The organism is Fontimonas sp. FW305-C-3, from assembly GCF_058783185.1.
This window is the reverse complement of record NZ_JBYSYK010000001.1, coordinates 647,493-667,909: the sequence shown is the minus strand read 5'-3', so window position 1 is coordinate 667,909 and position 20,417 is coordinate 647,493. Positions and strand designations below refer to the sequence as shown.

Annotated in this window: 18 protein-coding genes; 7 read left to right on the top strand and 11 right to left on the bottom strand. The window is 66.5% G+C overall.

Features of this window, described 5'->3' with window-relative positions; genetic code table 11:
• Window positions 1-116 precede the first annotated feature (116 nt).
• Entirely contained in the window at window positions 117-1,985 is a 1,869-nt protein-coding gene (locus AC3WUF_RS03025; RefSeq protein ID WP_492422285.1) for a DUF1302 domain-containing protein, read from the bottom strand.
• A gap of 249 nt (window positions 1,986-2,234) precedes the next feature.
• Between AC3WUF_RS03025 and AC3WUF_RS03020 the strand changes: the two genes are divergently transcribed.
• Together AC3WUF_RS03020 and AC3WUF_RS03015 are read left to right on the top strand one after the other, a co-directional pair.
• Complete coding sequence (locus AC3WUF_RS03020; protein WP_492422283.1) at window positions 2,235-3,695, top strand: WS/DGAT/MGAT family O-acyltransferase; 1,461 nt, start codon at window positions 2,235-2,237, stop codon at window positions 3,693-3,695.
• A 59-nt stretch (window positions 3,696-3,754) separates the two neighbouring features.
• Window positions 3,755-4,213 (top strand): hypothetical protein, encoded by a 459-nt coding sequence (locus AC3WUF_RS03015; protein WP_492422281.1) that lies wholly within the window; start codon window positions 3,755-3,757, stop codon window positions 4,211-4,213.
• Window positions 4,214-4,216: 3 nt separating this feature from the next.
• Here AC3WUF_RS03015 and AC3WUF_RS03010 read toward each other — a convergent pair whose 3' ends face one another.
• The 7 genes from AC3WUF_RS03010 to AC3WUF_RS02980 all read right to left on the bottom strand — a co-directional run bounded on the left by AC3WUF_RS03010 (window position 4,217) and on the right by AC3WUF_RS02980 (window position 12,096).
• Window positions 4,217-5,488, bottom strand: a complete 1,272-nt coding sequence (locus AC3WUF_RS03010; protein WP_492422279.1) for a serine hydrolase domain-containing protein — start codon at window positions 5,486-5,488, stop codon at window positions 4,217-4,219.
• 44 nt (window positions 5,489-5,532) lie between these two features.
• Complete coding sequence (locus tag AC3WUF_RS03005; protein WP_492422277.1) at window positions 5,533-6,765, bottom strand: NAD(P)/FAD-dependent oxidoreductase; 1,233 nt, start codon at window positions 6,763-6,765, stop codon at window positions 5,533-5,535.
• A gap of 164 nt (window positions 6,766-6,929) precedes the next feature.
• Window positions 6,930-8,009 carry an esterase/lipase family protein gene (locus AC3WUF_RS03000; RefSeq protein ID WP_492422275.1) on the bottom strand — a complete coding sequence of 360 codons (1,080 nt, stop codon included), beginning with the start codon at window positions 8,007-8,009 and terminating at the stop codon, window positions 6,930-6,932.
• A complete protein-coding gene (locus tag AC3WUF_RS02995) occupies window positions 8,009-8,440 on the bottom strand; it encodes a 6-carboxytetrahydropterin synthase (RefSeq protein ID WP_492422273.1) in 432 nt (143 codons plus the stop codon). The genes AC3WUF_RS03000 and AC3WUF_RS02995 overlap by 1 nt, the downstream gene beginning before the upstream one ends.
• Entirely contained in the window at window positions 8,430-9,146 is a 717-nt protein-coding gene (locus AC3WUF_RS02990) for an SDR family oxidoreductase (RefSeq protein WP_492422271.1), read from the bottom strand. Before AC3WUF_RS02990 ends, AC3WUF_RS02995 begins: the two co-directional genes overlap by 11 nt.
• Before the next feature lie 66 nt (window positions 9,147-9,212).
• Entirely contained in the window at window positions 9,213-11,090 is a 1,878-nt protein-coding gene (locus AC3WUF_RS02985; RefSeq protein ID WP_492422269.1) for a propionyl-CoA synthetase, read from the bottom strand.
• Between the two features lie 25 nt (window positions 11,091-11,115).
• Window positions 11,116-12,096, bottom strand: a complete 981-nt coding sequence (locus tag AC3WUF_RS02980) for an alpha/beta hydrolase (RefSeq protein WP_492422267.1) — start codon at window positions 12,094-12,096, stop codon at window positions 11,116-11,118.
• 132 nt (window positions 12,097-12,228) lie between these two features.
• Between AC3WUF_RS02980 and AC3WUF_RS02975 the strand changes: the two genes are divergently transcribed.
• The 4 genes from AC3WUF_RS02975 to AC3WUF_RS02960 are packed head-to-tail and all read left to right on the top strand — an operon-like array spanning window position 12,229 to window position 15,922.
• Entirely contained in the window at window positions 12,229-12,918 is a 690-nt protein-coding gene (locus AC3WUF_RS02975; protein WP_492422265.1) for a TetR/AcrR family transcriptional regulator, read from the top strand.
• Window positions 12,908-13,897: an HlyD family secretion protein gene (locus AC3WUF_RS02970; RefSeq protein WP_492422263.1), complete on the top strand. Its 990-nt coding sequence runs from the start codon at window positions 12,908-12,910 to the stop codon at window positions 13,895-13,897. The genes AC3WUF_RS02975 and AC3WUF_RS02970 overlap by 11 nt, the downstream gene beginning before the upstream one ends.
• 13 nt (window positions 13,898-13,910) lie before the next feature.
• Entirely contained in the window at window positions 13,911-14,834 is a 924-nt protein-coding gene (locus tag AC3WUF_RS02965; RefSeq protein ID WP_492423543.1) for an ABC transporter ATP-binding protein, read from the top strand.
• Entirely contained in the window at window positions 14,831-15,922 is a 1,092-nt protein-coding gene (locus AC3WUF_RS02960; RefSeq protein ID WP_492422261.1) for an ABC transporter permease, read from the top strand. Before AC3WUF_RS02965 ends, AC3WUF_RS02960 begins: the two co-directional genes overlap by 4 nt.
• A gap of 137 nt (window positions 15,923-16,059) precedes the next feature.
• On the opposite strand, the gene AC3WUF_RS02955 is transcribed toward AC3WUF_RS02960, so the two are convergent.
• Both AC3WUF_RS02955 and AC3WUF_RS02950 read right to left on the bottom strand, forming a co-directional pair.
• Window positions 16,060-18,225, bottom strand: a complete 2,166-nt coding sequence (locus tag AC3WUF_RS02955) for a PQQ-dependent dehydrogenase, methanol/ethanol family (protein ID WP_492422259.1) — start codon at window positions 18,223-18,225, stop codon at window positions 16,060-16,062.
• 90 nt (window positions 18,226-18,315) lie between these two features.
• The gene (locus AC3WUF_RS02950; RefSeq protein ID WP_492422257.1) at window positions 18,316-18,762 is read right to left on the bottom strand and encodes a DUF2834 domain-containing protein; all 447 of its coding nucleotides are present in this window, start codon (window positions 18,760-18,762) and stop codon (window positions 18,316-18,318) included.
• Window positions 18,763-18,894: 132 nt separating this feature from the next.
• On the opposite strand from AC3WUF_RS02950, the gene AC3WUF_RS02945 reads away from it, so the two are divergent.
• Window positions 18,895-19,701 carry an enoyl-CoA hydratase/isomerase family protein gene (locus tag AC3WUF_RS02945; protein ID WP_492422255.1) on the top strand — a complete coding sequence of 269 codons (807 nt, stop codon included), beginning with the start codon at window positions 18,895-18,897 and terminating at the stop codon, window positions 19,699-19,701.
• Between the two features lie 4 nt (window positions 19,702-19,705).
• Here AC3WUF_RS02945 and AC3WUF_RS02940 read toward each other — a convergent pair whose 3' ends face one another.
• On the bottom strand, window positions 19,706-20,413 hold the full coding sequence (locus tag AC3WUF_RS02940) for a DUF72 domain-containing protein (protein WP_492422253.1): 708 nt from the start codon (window positions 20,411-20,413) through the stop codon (window positions 19,706-19,708).
• Between the last annotated feature and the right edge of the window lie 4 nt (window positions 20,414-20,417).

The following is a 20,417-nucleotide window of genomic DNA, read 5'->3' as shown; positions in this document are numbered from 1 at the left end:
GGCGGGACCTGGCAAGCATCACCCGAATTGAGTAGGGGTAGCCGTCCACAGCGGGGCCGCCGGCGCTGTGCCGGCGGCCCGTGCTGCAGTGCGATTGCGGCGAGTCTGAACAGGCCTCAGTAGGTGTACTTCACGGTGAACGCGGCGTAGTCACGATCGGCGTACGGACGCTCCTTCATGTCCGGTCTGCCCAGGAAGGCGTTCACGCTCAACCCCAGGGTCAGTGCCTGCAGGCGGGTGAAGTTGAGCCCGACGCTGAACCGGCGATCGTTGTCGCCCATCAGGGCGCCCAGGCCCGAAGCGAAGGCCGAATGGCCATCGCCGATGCCGGCGTAGCTGATCGGCACCTGCAGGTCCCAGCCGGAAACGATGTTCTTGTAGTCGACCAGCGCGAGGAAGGAATAGCCCCAGGCATCCTTCGAATTGGTCAGCTCCTTCGAACAACTGGTCGGCCCGCAAGCTTCGTCGACTTCATCGACATGCACGTAGCCGAGTTCGCCAACCAGCGTGAACGAATCCCAGATCGGGCTCGGGCCGATCACGTACAGGCCCGATAGCAGGCCCTGCATGACCTTGGCGCGCGTCGGCGTCGGCACCGGGCCGAGCAGGCCGCCGTCGACATCGACGAGCACGTCGATGCCATCGCGGTACAGCAGTTCGCCGCCGATGTTGGCGCCGAACAGCGAGGTCGAGAAGCTCATCGCGGTGAGATCGATGCCGTCGAAGTAACGGATGTTGTAGGTCACCGGGACCTGCAGGCCGAGCACGGCCGTGGTCAGCGGCGGCCCGCCGCCGATGCCCGGCAGCAGCACCGCGTAACCGTAGTTCTGCACCGGTGCCGGTGTCGTGTTGTGGTAGCGCAGGCGATACAGGCCCAGCGTCGTGTTCGACGTGACCTGGTACTTCACGCCGAGACCCCACTGGCCGTGGTCGCTGGGCTCCTGATCCGGACCGCGCACGACGTTGAGGTAGCGCGGCGTGTTCGGCTGCGGAATCAGGTTCAGCGGCAGGTTCGCGTCCGGCAGGATGGGATCGAGCAGATTCAGCACATTGCCGAGCAGGCCCGTCACAGCCTCGGTCGGCAGCTGCGGTGCGAGCAGGTCGACGACCAGCTGCAGCGTCTCCGGCAGATCGTCCGACAGCAGATTGATGTCGGTCAGGTTGCCGAGGAACAGCGGGTTCTCGATGCCCCAGATGAACTGCGCGCCGGGGCCGACGACGTCCGCCACCGAGAAGAATTCACCGACCGGGTTCAGTTCCACCGGCTTGAATTCGAGCTTGTACTGGGCGAGGAAGGTCAGATCGGCATTGAAGGAATACTGCAGCGAAACCTGGTTGACCGGCAGCAGGATGCTCTTGACGTCCGCGCCCGGCACCGAAGCCTTTGTCGCGTCCGCCGGCGACTGCGCGAGTGCCACGCCGGAGAAGAACAGGCTCTCGCCCCAGGCCGCGATATGGCGGCCGACGCGCAGGTTGAGCGCGCCCTCGTCGCCGACGTACCAGGAACCGTAGGCGTAGGCGTCCAGCAGGCGTGCGCGACGGCCGGCGTTGTACTGCGCCGCGTCGCTGAACTCGTCGACATTGCCCTCGAACGGGAACTGCGGATCGCCTTCGGTGCGGTTGAGCGTGTCGGCCGAGGTGTTGTCGTTGCGGCGGCGGTAGGCACCGTCGTAGAAGGCATCGCCACGCAGCAGCAGGCCGTAGTCGTCCTTCTTGAAGTGCACTTCGCCGAGCAGGCTCAGGCGGTTGTTGACGATCGAGCCCTTGGCGAAATTGCGGTCGCCATCGTCGTAGTTGTTCGACTCCGGAAACTTGAGGAAGTCGGGAATCGGGATTTCCGCGCTCGGCGGCGTATCGATGATGCCGGCATGCGGATCGCGCAGGCGCACGCCCACGGCGTACGTGCCCTGCAGCTGATAGTCGGTCTCGACGCCGAACAGCGTAGTCGAGCCGGCAGTCGCCGTGCCGCTTGCCGTTACCGCCACGATTCCTAGGATGGGCGCGATGCCCGCGGTCAGTCGCCGTGCGTCGGCGTTCCCGGTCTTCAACGTCATTATTCGGCGTCCCTGCGTCTATCAGCGGCCGATGCTAGGGACTGCCGGCAACATGGTCGTCATCCAAGAGGATGAATCCGGCGGACAACTCGCTACGCAATTTCGTATTGTTTTGGTCAGCGGTTTCCTACACAGTGATGCGGCTGCCCAGACAGTCAAGATAAGCGAGAGGGGAACACCATGCAGTATCTGAGTCCGATCGACGCCGCATTCCTGCGCATGGAGTCGCCGCGCACACCGATGCACGTCGGCGCGATGATGACCTTCAAGCTGCCGGAGAAGGCGCCGCGCGACTATCTGCAGCGGCTGCTCAAGCGCATGCGCCAGCATCCGTTCATGCCGGAGCCTTTCGGCAGCAAGCTGTCGCGCACGCGCTTCTCGAAACTGGCGCCGGCCTGGATCGATGCGAATGTCGACATGGACTATCACCTGCGCCATTCGGCGCTGCCGTATCCGGGCGGCGAGCGCGAGCTGGGCATCCTCGTCGCGCGTCTGCATTCGCATCCGCTGGATCTCTCCAAGCCGCTGTGGGAAGCCCACATCATCGAAGGCCTCGAGAACAATCGCTTCGCGATCTACTTCAAGGCGCATCATTGCGCGATCGACGGCATGGGCGCCATGCGCATGGTGCAGCGCTGGCTGTCGCTGGACCCGAACGACACGCGAGCCGAAGGCCCCTGGGTCGTCGCCGCCAAGCCGCCGCGCGAGAAAGCGGCGAAACCGAAGGACAGCTTCGCCACACGCCTGCAGAAGCCGATCAAGTTCGCCGGCGGCCAGATCCGTTCGCTGAGCGACCTGACCGGCGCGCTGATCAAGATGAGCCAGGGCGAAGACAGCGGTACGCGCGCCGCACTGGCGACGCCGCGCAGTCGCTTCAATGTGGCGATCGGCCAGCAGCGCCGCCTCGGCACGCAGATCCTCAGTCTCGCGCGGGTCAAGGCCATTGCCGCCGCCGCAGATGTCAGCACCAATGACGTGCTGATGGGCATCTGCGGCGGCGCGATCCATCGCTACCTCAAGGAAAACGGCGACCTGCCGGACCGCTCGCTGCTCGCCTCGGTGCCGATGGGCCTCGCCCGGCCCGACGGCAAGACCGGCAATGCCGTTGCCGGCTTCGTCTGCCCGCTCGGCACGCATCTCAGCAGTCCCGGCGATCGCCTGCAGATGATCCGCCGCGTCAGCCTGCGCGCCAAGGAAGAACTCAGCGCAATGTCGCCGACCGCGCTGAGCCAGTTCGCGCTGCTCGGTCTGTCTCCGCTGATCCTCGGCCAGATGGCCGGCGTGCTGCCGAAGCTGCCGCCGTTCTTCAACTTCGTCGTCTCCAACGTGGTGCTGTCCAAGCAGCCGCTGTACCTGATGGGCGCGGAGCTGGAGGCGATGTATCCGGTGTCGTTCCTGTTCGACGGCTATGCGCTGAACATCACGCTGGTCGGCTATTGCGACCGCGTTGCGGTCGGCTTCCTCGGCGACCGCGAGGCAATCCCGAGTCTGCAGCGTCTGGCGCTGTACAGCGCCGATGCGCTGGAGGAACTCGAACGCGCGGTCGGCATCGCACCGCCGGCCAAGGCCAGCAACCCCACAGCGAAGAGAGCGCGGCCTGCCTCCCCGAAGAAGACCGCGAAAGCCAAGGCCGGCAGTTAAGGTGTCAGCCATCGGCGGATGCGACGATTGAACCATTGCCTCCGGAGAGCAGCGCAGTCATGAACAGAATGGCGATCAAGCTGGTGGCGCTCGGCATCGCCGCCACGTTGGCGGGCTGCAATAACGGCGACGACAAGGCCGAAATCCGCTGCGAGACCGCGACGACGGTTGCGCCACCGATCAACCAGGCATTCAACGTGCAGGTCGGCGACAGCGTTGTCGTCGATGGCGGATTGCAGCTGCAGTTCGTCGCGGTCGACAACGATTCGCGCTGCCCTACCGACGTCCAGTGCGTCACCGCCGGCAGCGCCGTGCTGAGCCTGCGCGCGCAGGCCTATGATCGCGATGAAAAGAGCTTCACCTTGGAGTCCGGCGCGGACACGTCGGAAACCATCGCGTTCGACAACGGCTTCTATCAGCTCGAACTCAATGGCGTTGAGCCGCAACCCATCTCCAGCAAGGAGATTGCGGCCGACGGCTATTGCGCGACATTCACCGTCGTCAAAGCGCTGGAGTAAAACTCAGCGCTGCTGCGGAAACGCCTTGCCGATCGCGTTGAGCACCGCGGCCAGCCGCAACAGGCCCGAAGGCGCGATGGACTTGCCGGTGTTGAGAAAGGCCACCGAGATGTCGCGCTGCGGATCGGCCCAGGCGAGCACCGAGACAAACCCGAGATGCCCGAAGGCCTGGCCGCAATGCGGCCCGAACAGGCCGAAGGGTTCCTCGCCGAGCATGAAGCCCGAAGAAAAACGCATCGGCGCGCGCAGGGTGCCGTCCCACTGGATACGCCCGACCGGCTGGATGGCCTCGTGCACGGTTTCGCGGCGCAGGACCCTGCGGCCTTCGTACTCGCCACCGTTGAGCAGCATCTGGAACACGCGGCTTGCTTCGTCTGCAGTCGCGTAGATGTTGCCGGCCGGCACGACCGAGGCCAGAAACGCATCGGTGTTCGACGCCGCGATGGCCGCATCGAAATCGACGCCAACGATGTTGCGCACGTAGCGCGCCAGCGGTCCGAAGGGCTTGGGCCCGGTCATCCAGTGATTCGGCGCGTCGTCGCGGCGGCGATCCGGCAGGCCGTACGTCAGGTGCGTGCAGCCAAGCGGCTCGGCAATCCACTGGCGCAGCGCATCGCGCAGATCGAGCCCGCTGACGCGGCGGACGATCTCGCCGACGATGTAGCCGGCGGTCAGCGCGTGATACGCCTGGCGCTCGAAATGCGGATCGAAGGGCTTCGCCGCGCACAGCAGTTGCACCGCGCGATCCCAGTCGCGCAACAGTTCCGGCGTTGGCTCCACATCCGGAATCGCCGGCACACCGGCGCGATGCGACAGCAGATGGCGGATCGTCACGCGGTTCTTGCCGTGGGCGGCGAACTCCGGCACGTAATCGATGACCAGATCGTCGAGGCGCAGCTTGCCGTCTTCGGCGAGCTTGTGGATCAGCAAGGCGCTGACCGACTTCGACGCCGAGAACAGGCACAGCGGCGCATCCGGCGACAGCGGCACCAGCGGTCCACGTTCGCCCGGGCCGTTGCCGCGCAGGCAGCCGATCGCACGCTTCATGACGATGCGGCCGCGATGGCGGATGACCAGCGTCATCGCCGGCTGCAATCCGGTGCGGTACAGCCGCTCCGTCGCCTGCCAGATCGCGTCGATCGCCTTGGGCCGCAGATCCAGTTCGCGCGGATCGCATTCGGCGTCGCGGTCGATCTGGGTCATCGCCGCGAGCCTGCGCGGCACGGCGACGCGGGTACGGCGACCAAACGGCAACGACACCGGCAGACTCAGCATGCGGACTCCCCTTGTTGTTTTTACCGATTCCGCAAGCCGCTGGTTCAGGCAACCAGCGTCTTCATCGCGACACTCTCGTCCGCCAGCTGCGCCGGGTCGATGACCGCGCCGGCGGCCACCATCTTCTTGGCGAACATGAAATCCTGCGGTCGGCTGATCGCATCGGCCGCGATGACGCGGCCTTCCTTGAGATAGAACACCGCGAAGTTGCGCTGCGTGGCCGGATCCCCACGCAGGACCATCTGGTCGTAGCCGGCGGACACGCCGACCATCTGCAGCTTGAGATCGTACTGATCGGACCAGAACCACGGCACGTTCTGGTAGGCCTCGTTCTTGCCCATGATGTTGCGTGCCGCGGCGCGGCCCTGTTCCATCGCGTTCTGCACCGACTCGAGGCGCACGCGACGGCCGAGGAAGTCGCTGGGATGATTGGTGCAATCGCCAGCGGCGAAGATGAACGGATCGTCGGTGCGTGCGAACTGGTCGACGACGATGCCGTTGTCGACCGTGAGTTCGGCGGCAATCGCCAGCTCGACATTCGGAATCAGGCCGATGCCGACAACCACGAAGTCCGTATCCAGCGCGCTGCCGTCGCCCAAACGCACACGCTCGACGACGCCGTCGCCTTCGAAGCCGCTGACCTGGACGCCGGTGCGCAGGTCGACACCGGCCTCACGATGCATGCGCTCGAAGAAGGCCGACACTTCCGGGCAGGTCACGCGCGCGAGCACGCGCGGCAGACCTTCCAGCACGGTGACCTTGAGGCCCTGCTTGAGCAGGACCGCCGCCGCTTCAAGGCCGATGAAGCCGCCGCCAACAATGGCAACGCGCTTGCCCGGCTCGCACTGCGTGCGAATCTTCTGCACGTCGGTGATCGAGCGGAACAGGAAGATGTTCTGCAGATCCGCACCGGCTACCGGCATCGGGCGCGGCCGGCCACCGGTGGCGAACACGAGGTGGTCGTAGGCCAGCGTCGTGCCATCGGTCAGCGCGACGGTCTTCGCCGCGCGATCGACATGCGCAACCGCCATGCCGCCGCGATACTCGATGTTGGCCTTTTCCAGGCTCGCCGCCTGCATCGTGTACAGCTGCTCTTCGGTCATCGTCCCGGCCAGATAGGCCTTGGACAGCGGCGGGCGCTTGTACGGCAGGAATGCTTCGTCGCCGAAGATGATGACTCGACCGTCGAAGCCGAGCTTGCGCAGTTCCGACGCCACTTCGCCGCCGGCCTGGCCGCCACCGACGATGACGACCGTCTTGGAAGAAACCTCGTTCATGGGGATACGTCTCGATAAAACAGCGTTGAACTCAATGAAGTGTCCAGCACGCCGTTGTGCCTGACCTCAACCATTTGCAGCAGAACAGAACCGCAGAGTGGGCTGAACGGTGTGGAGCCCACCGTCGGCAGCCTGCCGACGGGCTTCGCCATGCTCAGCCCATCCTACGGTGTCGGAGTCGCCGGAACCGCGCCTTGCGCATAAGGCTTGAGCGGCGGCTCGCCGTCGGCGGGGTGCAGCTGCGGCAGGCCGTTGGCCGGCTCCTCGCGCAGCGCCGAGAGCAGCCCCTGCACCGCCTGCGGCGCGACGATCTGCTCGGGCACGATCGGCGCGAGACCGCAGAGGCCGGAGCCGCCGGCACGCAGAACATTCGCCGGGCCTTCGTGCTCGAGCGCGTCGATGACGAGATCGAAGGTCAGCCGGTCGGTCAGGCCGATCGTCACGTGATCGACGATGCGGCCGGCGCAAACGTCCTGCAGCAGGATGTTGGCGACTTGCGGATTCTCCTGGCCGAATTCCAGCGCTGCGGTCGGTACCGGCTCGACCGGTCGCACCAGTTCGTCCATCGCGGTGTAGATCGCCGAATACGAGATGTCGCCCGGCGTTTCGTCGCCGGCATTGGTCGCCGCCATGAACTTCGAATCCGGCGCGAGCTGGTAAACCACTTCAGGCACCAGCCCCACTGCGGTGAGGATCGGGAACACACCGCCGAGCGTCACCTGCTCGGTGCCGTGATTCGGTCCGGCGAGCAGCACGAAGTCGTCGACCGCATTGCGCGCCGAGGCCCACCACTTGATCGCCCAGCGCGGCACGGCGACGCCCTGGCTGTGACCGATGACGGCGACCTTGCGGCCGGTCTCCGCATGCATGCGGCGCAATGCGTAGACGATGTACTCGGCGGACACCTGCATGTCGCCCAGGCCGCGGTCCGGATAGGTCACCGTGCAGACGTCGTAGCCGCGCTCGGCGAGCAGCGGCAGGTATGTCCAGTTGTACTGCTCGAAGCCCGCCGTGAACGTGCCGTGCACCAGCAGCACGGCAGGCTTGTCGGGATGGGTGAAATCCGTGCAGCGCAGCGACTTCTCCAGCAGGGCGGCGTCGGTTTCCAAGGCGGGCTCATCGGCCGAAACCGGCACCTCGACCGCAACCTGGCTTTCATCGCCGCAGCTGATCAACGCCAGTGCCGACACCAACGCCGTCAGCGCCAGCAACAGCGTTCCCCTGGCCAACAAAACCTTACGCATCATTCGCCCCGCTCACCCCGATAAACCGCCCAGTTCTTCTCCGTCTCCTGCAAGCGCACCTCATGCAACAGGGCGCCGAAGCGGGCGTGCAACACATTCCAGAACAACACGGCCAGATTCTCGACCGTCGGATTCAAGCCTTTGCACAGCACCGAATCGTGATTCAGATGCCGGTGATCGACATCGTCGAGAATCAGATCGCGCGTCGCGTCGCGCATCTCGGTGAGATTGACGACGACGCCGGTCTGCGGATCGATGGTCCCGCGCAGCGTCACTTCCAGCACATAGTTGTGGCCGTGGCCGTAGTCATGCGCGCAAGGGCCGAACAGCGCGCGGTTCTCGGCATCGCTGAGCGATGTCGACCACAGCCGATGCCCCGCGCAGAACGTCTCGCGGCGGGTCAGGTAGACAATCGGTGCGTCAGTCGTCATTGCAGTGAATTTCTACGGTCGTGCCGTTCATCACGCCGGACTGCGTGCGATCGAGCAGATATTCCACCGTCGGCGCGACCTGCTCCGGCGTCGTCGACGGTTTCAGGCCAAGTGCGGCAATCATGTCGGTATGCATCGCGCCCGGTGCGATCGCGTTGACGCGGATCCCGTAAGGCCTGCCTTCCAGCGCCAGCGCCTCGGTCATGCCGACGACCGCATGCTTGGACGTGGCGTAGGCGCCAAACCCGGAATAGCGCTGCATGCCGCGCAGGCCGCCGAGCGAGCTGACATTGACGATGTCGCCCGCAAGGCCGGCATCGCGCCACAGCCGCATCGCCGACTGACAGGCATGGAAAGTCCCGCCGACATTGATCGCCATGACCTCGGCGAAACGCTGCGGCGTCAGCTGCTCCCAGACATCGCCGCGGCCCATGATCGCCGCGCTGCAGACCAGCGCATCCGGCTTGAAGGCGCTGATGGCCGCATTGACGGCATCGGCATCACTGACATCGAGCGTCGTCGCCTCGACGGCCGGCCCCAGCTCCGCCGCCAGCACCTGCAGCGGTTCGCGGCGCCGGCCGGCGATACCGACCCGCCAGCCCGCGGATGCCAGGCGCCGCGCCACCGCCGCGCCCAGCCCGCTGCCGCCGCCAGTGATGAACACGGCGCGGCGCGGTGACGCTTGGGGGGCGGGCTGCAAACTCATGGCGCCTATTGTCGCATGGCGGTCATCTTCGCCGCCTGCTGTTTCGGCGGTTCCGCGACCCAGCGCCTAGCTTGAGAGCGCAAGCCTGATTTCGTCGAGAATCTTCGGATCGTCGATCGTCGCCGGCACCGAATAGGGCTGGCCGTCCGCAATCGAGCGCATCGTCGCACGCAGGACCTTGCCGGAGCGGGTCTTGGGCAGGCGCTGGACGATCAGCGCGCGCTTGAACGCGGCGACCGCGCCGATCTGCTCGCGGACCCGGCCGACCAGTTCCTGCGTGATCGTTTCGACCGGCCGCTGCACGCCGGACTTCAGCACGATCAGACCGACCGGAATCTGCCCCTTGAGCGCATCCGCCGCGCCGATGACCGCACACTCGGCGACATCCGGATGGCCGCACAGCACTTCTTCCATCGCGCCGGTGGACAGACGATGGCCGGCGACGTTGATGATGTCGTCGATGCGCGACATCACCCAGCAATAGCCGTCGGCATCGATGTAGCCGGCGTCGCCGGCGAGGTAATAGCCGGGATAGCGCGACAGGTAGTTGTCGACATAGCCCTGCTGGTTGTTCCACATCGTCGTCAGCGTGCCTGGCGGCAGCGGCAGCTTGATCGCGAGGTTGCCGATCTCGTCGGCGGCGACCTGCTTGCCACTCTCATCGAGCACCTGGATGTCGAAGCCCGGCACCGGCACGCTGGCCGAGCCCGGCTTGACCGGCATCGGCGTCAGGCCCTGGCAGTTGGCGATCGCCGGCCAGCCAAGTTCGGTCTGCCACCAGTGATCGACGACCGGCACGCCGAGCATCGTCTGCGCCCAGACGATCGTGTCCGGATCGCTGCGCTCGCCGGCGAGGTACAGCGTCTCCAGGCAGGAGAGGTCGTAGTGCTTCAGCAATTCGCCGCGTGGGTCTTCCTTCTTGATCGCGCGAAACGCAGTCGGCGCGGTGAAGAAGGCCTTGACCTTGTGCTCGGCGATGACGCGCCAGAACGCGCCGGCATCCGGCGTGCCGACCGGCTTGCCTTCGTAGAGGATCGTCGTGCAGCCAGCGAGCAGCGGGCCGTAGACGATGTAGGAATGGCCGACGACCCAACCGACATCCGACGCCGCCCAGAACACATCGCCGACGCCGACCTTGTAGACCGCCTTCATCGAATAGCTGAGCGCGACCGCATGGCCGCCATGATCGCGGACGACGCCCTTGGGCTTGCCGGTCGTGCCGGAGGTATAGAGCACGTAGAGCGGATCGGTCGCGGCAAGCTGCGCGCATGGCGCCGGCTGCACGCCGGCCTGCGCGGCATTCCACTCGAGGTCGCGGCCCGGCGTCAGCGCCGCCGTGACCTGCGGGCGCTGCAGCACGATGCAATGCGCCGGCTTGTGGGCCGCCAGCTCGATCGCCTGATCGACCAGCGGCTTGTACTCGATGACGCGACCCGGCTCGATGCCGCAGGACGCGCAGATGACCAATACGGGTTCCGCGGCGTCGATACGCTTCGCCAGTTCCGGCGCGGCGAAGCCGCCGAACACGACCGAATGCACCGCGCCGATGCGCGCGCAGGCCAGCATCGCGATCGCCGCCTCCGGCACCATCGGCATGTAGATCACGACGCGCTCGCCGGCCTTGACGCCGAGCTTCTGCATCGCCCCGGCGAACAGCGCGACCGCATCGCGCAGTTCGCGATAGCTGTATTTGCGCTGCTGCTGCGTCAGCGGACTGTCGTAGATCAGCGCGGCCTGTTCGCCGCGGCCGGCCTCGATGTGACGATCGAGCGCGTTGTAGCAGGTGTTGAACTGCGCGCCGGCAAACCATTGCGGCGCGGCGGGCTGCGTCGTGTCGAGCACCGCACCCCAGCGCCGGTCCCAATGCAGCGTCTCCGCCTGCTCGGCCCAGAAGCCGGCCGGGTCCTGAAGCGATCGACGGTATTCGTCGTGATAGCGCGTCATCGTCCTCTCCTCGTGCCGGCGATGATCAGTTGAGCTTGAGGTGCTGCCGCATGAAGGCGACGATGTCCTGCCGGACGTCACGCGCTTCCTTGAACAGCATCAGGAACAGCGGGAAGGCATGCGGCAAGCGCGGCCAGATCTCGCAGCGCACATCGACGCCGGCCGCCTTCGCGCGACGCGCGAACAGCGTCGCATCGTCGAGCAGCACTTCGGCGTCGGTCGCGATGATCAGCATCGGCGGAAAATCGGTGCAGTCGGCATATAGCGGCGACAGTTCCGGATCGGACGCGTCCCAGTTGCCGGCGTACATCTCGTCGACGCGCTGCAGCGCCGCGACCGGCAGGATCGCATCGCGCTTCTTCAGCATCGGCCGCGATGGCGGCGAATGGATGCGGCCCATCTCGGTGGCCGGCGAAATCGGCACCGCGCAGGTCGGCATCGGCCAGCCTTGTTTGCGGATGCGCTGCAGCGTGCCAAGCAGCAGGTTGCCGCCAGCGGATTCGCCGGCGATGACGATGCGATCCGCGCGGAAGCCCAGGTCGAGCAGCACGCGATAGGAGCGCTCGCAGTCGTCCAACGCGAACGGAAAATGATTGCGCGGCGCGAGACGGTAGTCCGGCACGAAGGCATGGCCGCCGATTTTGGCGGCGAGGTGCGCCGCCATCTCCAGCTGCGCGGTCGGCGCGGCCGGCAGGATGAACGCGCCGCCGTGCAGATACAGCAGCACCGGCTTGCTGGTGTCGCGCAGATCGCCGAACACATGGCCAGGCACCTGGCCGACGACGGTGTACTCCAGCGGCAGGCCATGCGTGTTGGGGCACTTCATGCTCATCGTCAGCAGCTGGATCTTGGCGATCTTCTCGTCAGAACCGCGGACCGCGCGCGCCAGCATCGGGCGCAGCACTGTCTTCAGCACCCAGCAGAAGAAGCGGCTGCGCAGGCTGATCTTGACGTCCTTGTAGACGATCAGGCCTGCGGCAGGGGCAAGCAGCAACGGCTGGGTCATGGCGATACACGAAAAGTTCGGGGACGCGCAGTGTAGGCCAGCCATCGGCATTCGCGTCATCCGTCCGGGCGAGTGTCGCAGCGCGGGAAACCCCGCTGGCGCAATAATTGTTCGTTCGTATAATATTGCGCCGTGACCCGCCCTAGGACCGCCAAGCCAACGCGCAAGTCCACCCAGGCCCGCCGGCCCGGGCGACCCTCCGGCGTGGCCGCGACGACGACCGATCAGCGCGAGCGCCTGCTCGATGCCGCGGTCCTTCACTACGCCTCGCAGGGCATCGCCAACGCCAACCTGCGCACGATCGCCGCCGCGGCGGAGGTCACGCCGGCACTGATCGGCTACTACTTCGGCAGCAAGGAAGCCCTGCTCGAGGCCGTCATCGAAAACCGCCTGCTGCCGGCGATCGACGAACTGCGCAGCGCCTTGATGGCGGCCGGCAGCGAGGTCGATACGCTCGCCGCCAGCTTCGTCCAGGCCGTGCATACGCTCGTCCAGCGCCGCCCTTGGCTGCCGGCGCTGTGGATCCGCGAAATCGTCACCGAAGGCGGCGCGCTGCGCGCGCTGATGCTCGCCAGCGTGGCGCCGCAGATTCCGCGCGCGGTCGCCGCACGACTTGCCAGCGCGCAGTCGCGCGGCCGGCTCAATCCGAAACTCGATCCGCGCCTGCTGGTCGTGTCGCTGATCGGCCTGACGTTGATGCCGCTCGCCACCGCGTCGATCTGGCGCCAGATCTTCGATGCCTCCGACATCGACGATCAGGCCTTGCAAGCCCACACCCTCGCCCTGCTGCAGCGTGCCCTGGAGTATCCGCATGCGCCCTAGATTCCGGATTGCCGACGCGCGCCCGCTGTCGTTCGCGCTGCTCGTTCTCATGAGCCTGAGCAGCTGCACATCGGAACCGCCGCCCTTGCTCGGCACCCTTGAGTGGGACCGCGTCGCGGTCCTCGCCGAAGCCGCCGAGCCGGTCATGTCCTGGTCGGTGGCCGAAGGCGATCTGGTCGCGGCGGATGCGGTACTGCTGACCCTCGACACCCGCCGCGCCGATGCCAGCCTCGCACAGGCGCAAGCCGGCCTGCAGCAGGCGCAGGCGCGCTTTGCGGAACTGAGCAACGGCGCGCGCCCAGAGGCGATCAGCGCCGCACAGGCCGCGCTCGAAAGTGCGCGCGCGGCCCAGCGCGACGCAGAGAGCGACTACGCACGCACCGTCGACCTGCGCAAGCGCGAGGTCGTCGCACGCTCGTCGCTTGATCGCGCCACCGCCGCGCGCGACCAGAGCCGCGCCAACAGCGCCGCCGCCCAGGCGCAGCTGGAAGAACTGACGCACGGCACGCGCGCCGAGCAGCTGGAGCAGGTCGCGGCACAGCTCGCGGCGGCACAGGCCAGCATGCAGTCCGCACAGCTGCAGCGCGATCGGCTGATCGTCCGCGCGCCGCGCGCCGGCCGCGTCGATGCGCTGCCGTTCAAGCCGGGCGATCAGCCGCCGCTGGGCGCCAGTGTCGTCAGCCTGCTGGTCGGCGATGCGCCGTATGCGCGCGTCTTCGTGCCCGCCACCCAGCGTGCCGCGCTCGAACCCGGCATGGCGATGCAGGTCGAGATCGAGGGCATCGAAGCACCGCGCCGCGCCGTCGTGCGCAGCATCGCCAGCGAGCCCGGCTTCACGCCGTACTACGCGCTGACGGGCGACGACGCCAGCCGCCTGGCCTATCGCGCCGAACTGCTGCTGGGCGGCGACGGCAACAGCAAGCTGCCGGCTGGTCTGCCGGTTCAGGCCAGACGCAGTGACGACGATGGCCAACACTGACGACGCCACCGTCATCCGCGCGCAGAACCTGAGCAAGCGCTTCGGCGATCACCTCGCGGTCGATCAGCTCAATCTCAACGTCCGCCGCGGCGAGGTCTACGGTTTTCTCGGGCCGAATGGCTCGGGCAAGTCGACGACGATCCGCATGCTGTGCGGTCTGTTGCTGCCGAGCGGCGGCGACATCACGGTGCTGGGTCACCGAATTCCGGAAGATGCCGAGGCGCTGAAGCGGCGCATCGGTTACATGACGCAGCGCTTCTCGCTGTACGAAGACCTCAGCGTGCTGGAGAACCTCGACTTTCTCGCGGCGGTTCACGGACTGCCGCGCGCCGAGACACGCACGCGCATCGATGAGCTGCTGACGCACTACCACCTGCGCGAGTTGCGCGATCAGCTGGCCGGCACGATGAGCGGCGGCCAGAAGCAGCGGCTCGCACTGGCGGGCGCAGTGCTGCACAAGCCCGACCTGCTGCTGCTCGACGAACCGACGAGCGCAGTCGACCCGCAGTCGCGTCGCGACTTCTGGGATTCACTGTTCGAGCTCGCCGATGCCGGCACGACGGTGCTGGTCTCGACGCACTACATGGACGAGGCCGAACGCTGCACGCGGCTGGCGATCCTCGATCACGGCCAGCTCGTCGCCGACGGCAGCCCGCACGAACTGATCAGCGAGCTGCCCGGCCGCACGCTGCTCGTCGAGAACGATCGCCCGCGCGAGACCCATCGCGCGCTGCAGAGCTTGCCCGGCATTCTGGCGACCGCGCAGATCGGCCTGTCGCTGCGCGTACTCGCAGTGGGCGACAACGACATCGAGGCGAGCATCCGCGAGCATCTGCGCAAGGCCGGCATCGATGGCCGGATCAGCGCGGCGACACCAAATCTCGAAGACGTCTTCGTCGCCGCCACGCGGCGCGAAGCGCGGGAGAAGGCGCAATGAACCTGCGCAGACTCGGCGCCATCGTCCTCAAGGAGTTGCGACAGCTGCGGCGCGACAAGCTGACCTTCGGCATGATCGTCGGCATTCCGATCATGGAACTGGTGATGTTCGGCTACGCGATCAACATGGACGTGCGTCATCTCGACGCCGCCGTGCTCGATCAGGCCAACACGGCGCGCTCGCGCGAGCTGATCGCCGGTATCTCGGCGACGCAGGTCATGAATCTGCAGACAAGATTGTCGGCGCCGGCGCAGATCGACGACCTGATGCGCGAAGGCCGCATCAGTGCCGCGCTGGTAATCCCGGCGGATTTCGAGGCGCGTCTTGAGCGTCGCGACCGGCCGGCGATGCAGATCGTCGTCGATGGCTCCGATCAGGTCGTGCAAGCCGCTGCGCGCCAGCTCGCCGCGTATCCGGTCTACGGCAGCGCCGGCTGGACGCGGCACGTGTCGGGTGTCGAGGTCGTCAATCTCTACAACCCCGCGCGCATCGCGCCATTCAACACAGTTCCCGGTCTCGTCGGCGTGATCCTGACGATGACGATGGTGCTGTTCACGTCGGTGGCTCTGGTCCGCGAACGCGAACGCGGCAATCTGGAAATGCTGATCGCGACGCCGGTCTCGCCGTGGGAGCTGACGATCGGCAAGGTGCTGCCCTTCATCGGCATCGGTCTGCTGCAGACGACGGTGATCCTGCTGATGGGCCTGCTGCTGTTCGGCGTACCGGTGCGCGGCTCGCTGCTTGCGCTCTACACCGCATCGCTGGTGTTCATCGTCGCCAGCCTGTCGCTCGGCGTGCTGCTGTCGACCTTCGCCCGCACGCAGTTCCAGGCGATGCAGATGACGATGATGACCTTCCTGCCGCAGATCCTGCTGTCGGGCTTCATGTTCCCGTTCGCCGGCATGCCGAAGCTCGCGCAGTGGATCGCCGAAGGCATGCCGCTGACGCATTTCCTGCGCCTGGTGCGCGGCATCATGCTGCGCGGCGCGAGCCTCGCCGATCTGTGGCCGCCGCTTGCGGCGTTGACGGCCTTCGTCGTCGTCGCGCTGGTGGTCGCGGTGTCACGCGTGCATAAACGGCTCGACTGACGCCCCTTACTCCCTCTCCCCGTTTGACGGGGAGAGGGTTGGGGTGAGGGGCGGCTTTTCGGGTCGGCACAATGAGCCGCATTGGCGCCCGCCTGCCCCTCACCCTGCCCTCTCCCCGCACGCGGGGAGAGGGAAACTCACTTCGCGGCGCTCTCCGGCTTCGCCGCCGCGAGTTCCTTCTTCAGATCATGCGAACGCTGGATCACGTACTGGTGGATCGCCTCGACGTCTTCCGGCGTCAGCATGTCGGAGAAGCTCGGCATGCCCTTCTGCGCGAACGCTCCGGCGAGGATGCCGGAAAAGATCTTGTGTTTCTCGGCCGACAGATAACGCAGGTCCGGCAGCTCGCTGCCGGCGATGACGCTGAGACCGTGGCAGACACCGCAGACGCCGTTGTACAGATCGCGCCCCTTGGCAATCGTCGCCGCATCCGCGGTCACCGGCGGCAGCTCGCCGAGCTCGACCAGCTTGTTCTGCGGTGCCGGCAGCTGCGCGGTGCCGCCGAGCCTGTAGGTCAGGATGCGCGCCTCGGGCTGTACCTTGACGACGTTCGACAGGCCGCCAAGCGCGAGCGGGAACGCGCCGCCCCAGCCGGCCGCGACGCTGACGTACTGCACGCCGTCGATCTCGTAGCTCATCGGCCCGGCCATCACGCCGCTGTTCGCCGCGGTCTCCCACAGCTTGCCGCCCTTGGCGGCGTCGTAGGCGACAAAGCGGCCGTCGGCGGTGCCCTGGAACACCAGACCGCCGGCGGTCGGCAGCGTGCCGCCGTTCCAGATCGTCACGTAGTCCTGACGCCAGACTTCCTTCTTCGCGACCGGATCCCAGGCAACGAGATGGCCGCTGTACAGACCCTGCACGCCGGCCATCTCCGCCGGGTTCTCCGGCAGCGTCAGCGGCTTGGCGCCAAGGTGCCAGCGGCCCTTGCCGGCGTACTTCTGATCGTTGTCCGGCTCGTACAACGCCGGCGCGACCTGCATCGGGATGTAGACCAGGCCGGTCTGCGGGCTGAACGACATCGGCTGCCAGTTGTGCGCGCCGAGCGGCCCCGGAAACACCAGCTTCGGGCCGGTGGTCCAGTCGCCATCGGCGGTCTCGACCGGGCGGCCGGTCTTCATGTCGACATGCGACGCCCAGTTCGCGGTCGAGTACTTGTCTGCCGACAGCAGCTCGCCGGTCGCGCGGTCGATGACGTAGAAGAACGCGTTCTTCGGCGCCTGCATGATGACCTTGCGCGGCTTGCCGTCGATCTGCAGCTCCGCGAGGATCAGGCTCTGCGTTGCGGTGTAGTCCCAGCTCTCGCCGGGCGTGGTCTGGTAGTGCCAGACGTACTCGCCGCTGTCCGGCTTGACTGCGACGATCGACGACAGGAACAGGTTGTCGCCCTTGCCGTCGCTGCGCGCCTTGCGGTTCCAGGTCGAGCCGTTGCCGACGCCGAAGTAAAGCAGGTCGAGTTCGGCGTCATAGGCCATCGAATCCCACACCGTACCGCCGCCGCCGAGCTTCCAGTACTGCTCGCCGAACCAGGTCTTCTGCGCCATCTCCATCGCCTTGCTCTCCGGCGGATTCGCCGGATCGCCAGGCACCGTGAAGAAGCGCCAGGCCAGCTTGCCGGTCTCGGCGTCGTAGGCGCCGAGGTAACCGCGCACGCCGAGTTCGGCGCCACCGTTGCCGATGATGACTTTGCCCTTCACGACGCGCGGCGCACCGGTGATCGTGTAGCTGCGCGTGCGGTCGATGATCGTGTCGGTTTCCCAGACCTTGGCACCGCTCTTCGCGTCGAGCGCCACGAGGCGGCCGTCATAGACGCCGACGTAGACCTTGCCGTTCCACACCGCGACACCGCGGTTGGCAACGCCGCAGCAACCGTTGCGGCCGAAATCGCGCGAGACCTGCGGATCGTATTTCCACAGTTCCTTGCCACTGACAGGATCGAGCGCGGAGACGATCGAGAACGCGCCGGTCACGTACATCACGCCGTCGACGACGATCGGCGTCGCCTCGGCGGCGCGATCGACATCGAGCTTGTAGGTCCAGGCAAGACCGAGCTTGGCGACGTTGTCCTTGTTGATCGAACCCAGCGGGCTGAAACGCTGCTCGCTGTAGTTGCGACCGTAGCTCATCCAGCTGCCCGGCTCGCTGTCCGCCGCGGTCAGGCGCGCGGCGTCGACCTTGGCAACCGGGGTCTCGGCAGCCGCCGGCGGTGGTGCGGCCTGCGTGTCGGATTTGGGCTTGCAGGCGCCGAGCGCCAGAACGACGACCACGGGCAACAACAGCGGCAGATGCCGCATCGGGCTCTTCATTGTTCGTGCCTCCTCCAGAGGTGCGTGAGCGGTCGCCCCGGCAAAGGTGACGCCGCGTTCAGAGTCTACTCCGCCGTCGCGCCGCCGCACCTACCCGGCCGGGGATCGCCCCGCCGCAGCCCGGACCTGCCGCTCGCGGACCGCCATGAACAGCGCCATCGCGAACGCGAAGCTGGTGATCAGGCTCATGACGAAGTAGAACCAGCCGACACGCATACCGCTGCGCCGCGCGTCGATGATCGTCCACATCGGGAACAGCAGCAGGTTGGCAAAGATCAGATCCTGTCCGCCCGAGGCCGATGCCGGATTGACGAACAGCAGCGTGGTCCAATGCCACCAGCCGACCTGATCGCCGTAGCCGCGCATGTACTGGAAGTTGAAGTACCAGCCAATGACCAGCGCAGGCAGCGCGATCAGGTAGCAAGCGCACTCGAACGCCGAGCCGCGTGTCGCGCGGTACAGATCGCGGTTGAGCCAGAACACGGCTGCAATCGACAACAGCCCGATCGACACATAGAAGATTTCCGACCCCGACATGAACGTTCCCCCGATCGCCCGATGAAGCGCCAGTCTAGGCTCGCTGCGGGGCCGATCCTCGGCAGTTCGGACGAGGGTCCGGTTTCAGGCAGGCCGCATAGTGTGAATCCACCGCATCCCGGAGCTGGGACCATGACTGAAGCCGCGCCGACGCTGCGCATCGAAGCACGCGATGCGATCGAGATCGTCACGCTGGATCGCGCGGATGCCCTCAACGTGCTCGATCCCGACACGGTCGAATCGCTGATCGCCTACTTCGAGGCGTTGCCGCAACGATTGCAGGTGCGCGTCGTGATCTTCCGCAGCGCCGGCAAGCACTTCTGCGCCGGCGCCGATCTGGGCTCGCAAGCCTTTGCTGCCGGCGATGCCGGTCGCGCGCACCGGCAGGATCATGTGCAGCGCCGCTACGCGCGGATGATCCAGCTGATCCGCAGCTGCCCACAGCCGGTGATCATGCTGATCCAGGGCGCGGCCTGCGGCGCCGGCTTCTCGCTCGCACTGGCCGCCGACGTGCGCTACGCAACGCCGGACGCGCGGATGAATGCCGCCTACCTGCGCATCGGCCTCGGCGGCTGCGACATGGGCTCGGGCTATCTGCTGCCGCGGCTCGTTGGACTGTCGGTCGCATCGGAGCTGTTGCTCAGCGGTCGTTTCATCGACGCCGCGCGCGCGAAGGCCGTCGGCCTGGTCAGCGACGTGATTGCCGCCGAGCAACTGCTTGATACCGCGCTCGCGCTCGCCGGCGATATGCTCAAGGCCTCACCGCTCGGCCTGCGGATGACCAAGGAAAGCCTCAACGCGCTCGTCGACGCACCAAGCCTCGACACCGCGCTGATGATCGAGAACCGTCAGCAGGTGATGCTGACGGAAACTGCGGATCACCAGGAAGCGGTCGCGGCATTTCGTGACAAGCGCGCGCCGCAGTATCGGGATCGCTGAGCACTCAGCCGCGCTTCGCGCAATCCATCAGCTGTTGCGCATAGGCCGGCGCAGTCGGCTCGTGCATGAAATAGGCATAGACCTCGGTCCATGACGTCGCCGAGATGCGCTCGACCCAGCGCTCCAGGTCGGCCTGCTCGTAATTCTCCAGCCGCAGACGCAGATAGCCCCAGTCCGTCGTCTCGACCAGCGGCGGCGGCGCATGGTCCTCGCGTTCGCTCAGGCACAGCGCGACGCCCTGCGAACGCAACAGCGCGTAGATCTCGTCACAGAACCAGGTGTCGTTGCGAAACTCGAAGGCGGCGCGACGATCTGTCGGTAGCAACTGCAGAAAGTCGCGCAGGCGCGGAGCGTCTTTCTTAAGATACGGCGGCAGCTGGAAGAACAAGGGTCCACACTTGTCGCCGAGCGCGGCGGTGTTCGTGCAGAACTGCGCGAGCAGGTCCGCCGACTCCGGCCGCAACGGCGTCACGTGGGTGATCTGCTTCGGCGCCTTGACGGCGAAACAGAAGTCCTCCGGCACCGTCGCCGCCCACTTCTCGAACTGCGCCGCGCCCGGCAAGCGATAGAAGCTGGCATTGAGTTCAACCGTCGGCAGGCGTTCGCTGTAATAGGCCAGCATCGCGTCAGGTCGGATCTTCTGCGGATAGAACGCGCCCTTCCATTCCTTGAAGGAATAACCGCTCGCGCCTGCCCGCAGCCTCTGCTTCATGGCT

Coding starts and splice junctions, on each gene's coding strand:
- AC3WUF_RS03020 (WP_492422283.1), top strand. CDS start 2,235: ATGCAGTATCTGAGTCCGATCGACGCCGCATTCCTGCGCATGGAGTCG.
- AC3WUF_RS03015 (WP_492422281.1), top strand. CDS start 3,755: ATGAACAGAATGGCGATCAAGCTGGTGGCGCTCGGCATCGCCGCCACG.
- AC3WUF_RS03010 (WP_492422279.1), bottom strand. CDS start 5,488: ATGCTGAGTCTGCCGGTGTCGTTGCCGTTTGGTCGCCGTACCCGCGTC.
- AC3WUF_RS03005 (WP_492422277.1), bottom strand. CDS start 6,765: ATGAACGAGGTTTCTTCCAAGACGGTCGTCATCGTCGGTGGCGGCCAG.
- AC3WUF_RS03000 (WP_492422275.1), bottom strand. CDS start 8,009: ATGCGTAAGGTTTTGTTGGCCAGGGGAACGCTGTTGCTGGCGCTGACG.
- AC3WUF_RS02995 (WP_492422273.1), bottom strand. CDS start 8,440: ATGACGACTGACGCACCGATTGTCTACCTGACCCGCCGCGAGACGTTC.
- AC3WUF_RS02990 (WP_492422271.1), bottom strand. CDS start 9,146: ATGAGTTTGCAGCCCGCCCCCCAAGCGTCACCGCGCCGCGCCGTGTTC.
- AC3WUF_RS02985 (WP_492422269.1), bottom strand. CDS start 11,090: ATGACGCGCTATCACGACGAATACCGTCGATCGCTTCAGGACCCGGCC.
- AC3WUF_RS02980 (WP_492422267.1), bottom strand. CDS start 12,096: ATGACCCAGCCGTTGCTGCTTGCCCCTGCCGCAGGCCTGATCGTCTAC.
- AC3WUF_RS02970 (WP_492422263.1), top strand. CDS start 12,908: ATGCGCCCTAGATTCCGGATTGCCGACGCGCGCCCGCTGTCGTTCGCG.
- AC3WUF_RS02960 (WP_492422261.1), top strand. CDS start 14,831: ATGAACCTGCGCAGACTCGGCGCCATCGTCCTCAAGGAGTTGCGACAG.
- AC3WUF_RS02955 (WP_492422259.1), bottom strand. CDS start 18,225: ATGAAGAGCCCGATGCGGCATCTGCCGCTGTTGTTGCCCGTGGTCGTC.
- AC3WUF_RS02950 (WP_492422257.1), bottom strand. CDS start 18,762: ATGTCGGGGTCGGAAATCTTCTATGTGTCGATCGGGCTGTTGTCGATT.
- AC3WUF_RS02945 (WP_492422255.1), top strand. CDS start 18,895: ATGACTGAAGCCGCGCCGACGCTGCGCATCGAAGCACGCGATGCGATC.
- AC3WUF_RS02940 (WP_492422253.1), bottom strand. CDS start 20,413: ATGAAGCAGAGGCTGCGGGCAGGCGCGAGCGGTTATTCCTTCAAGGAA.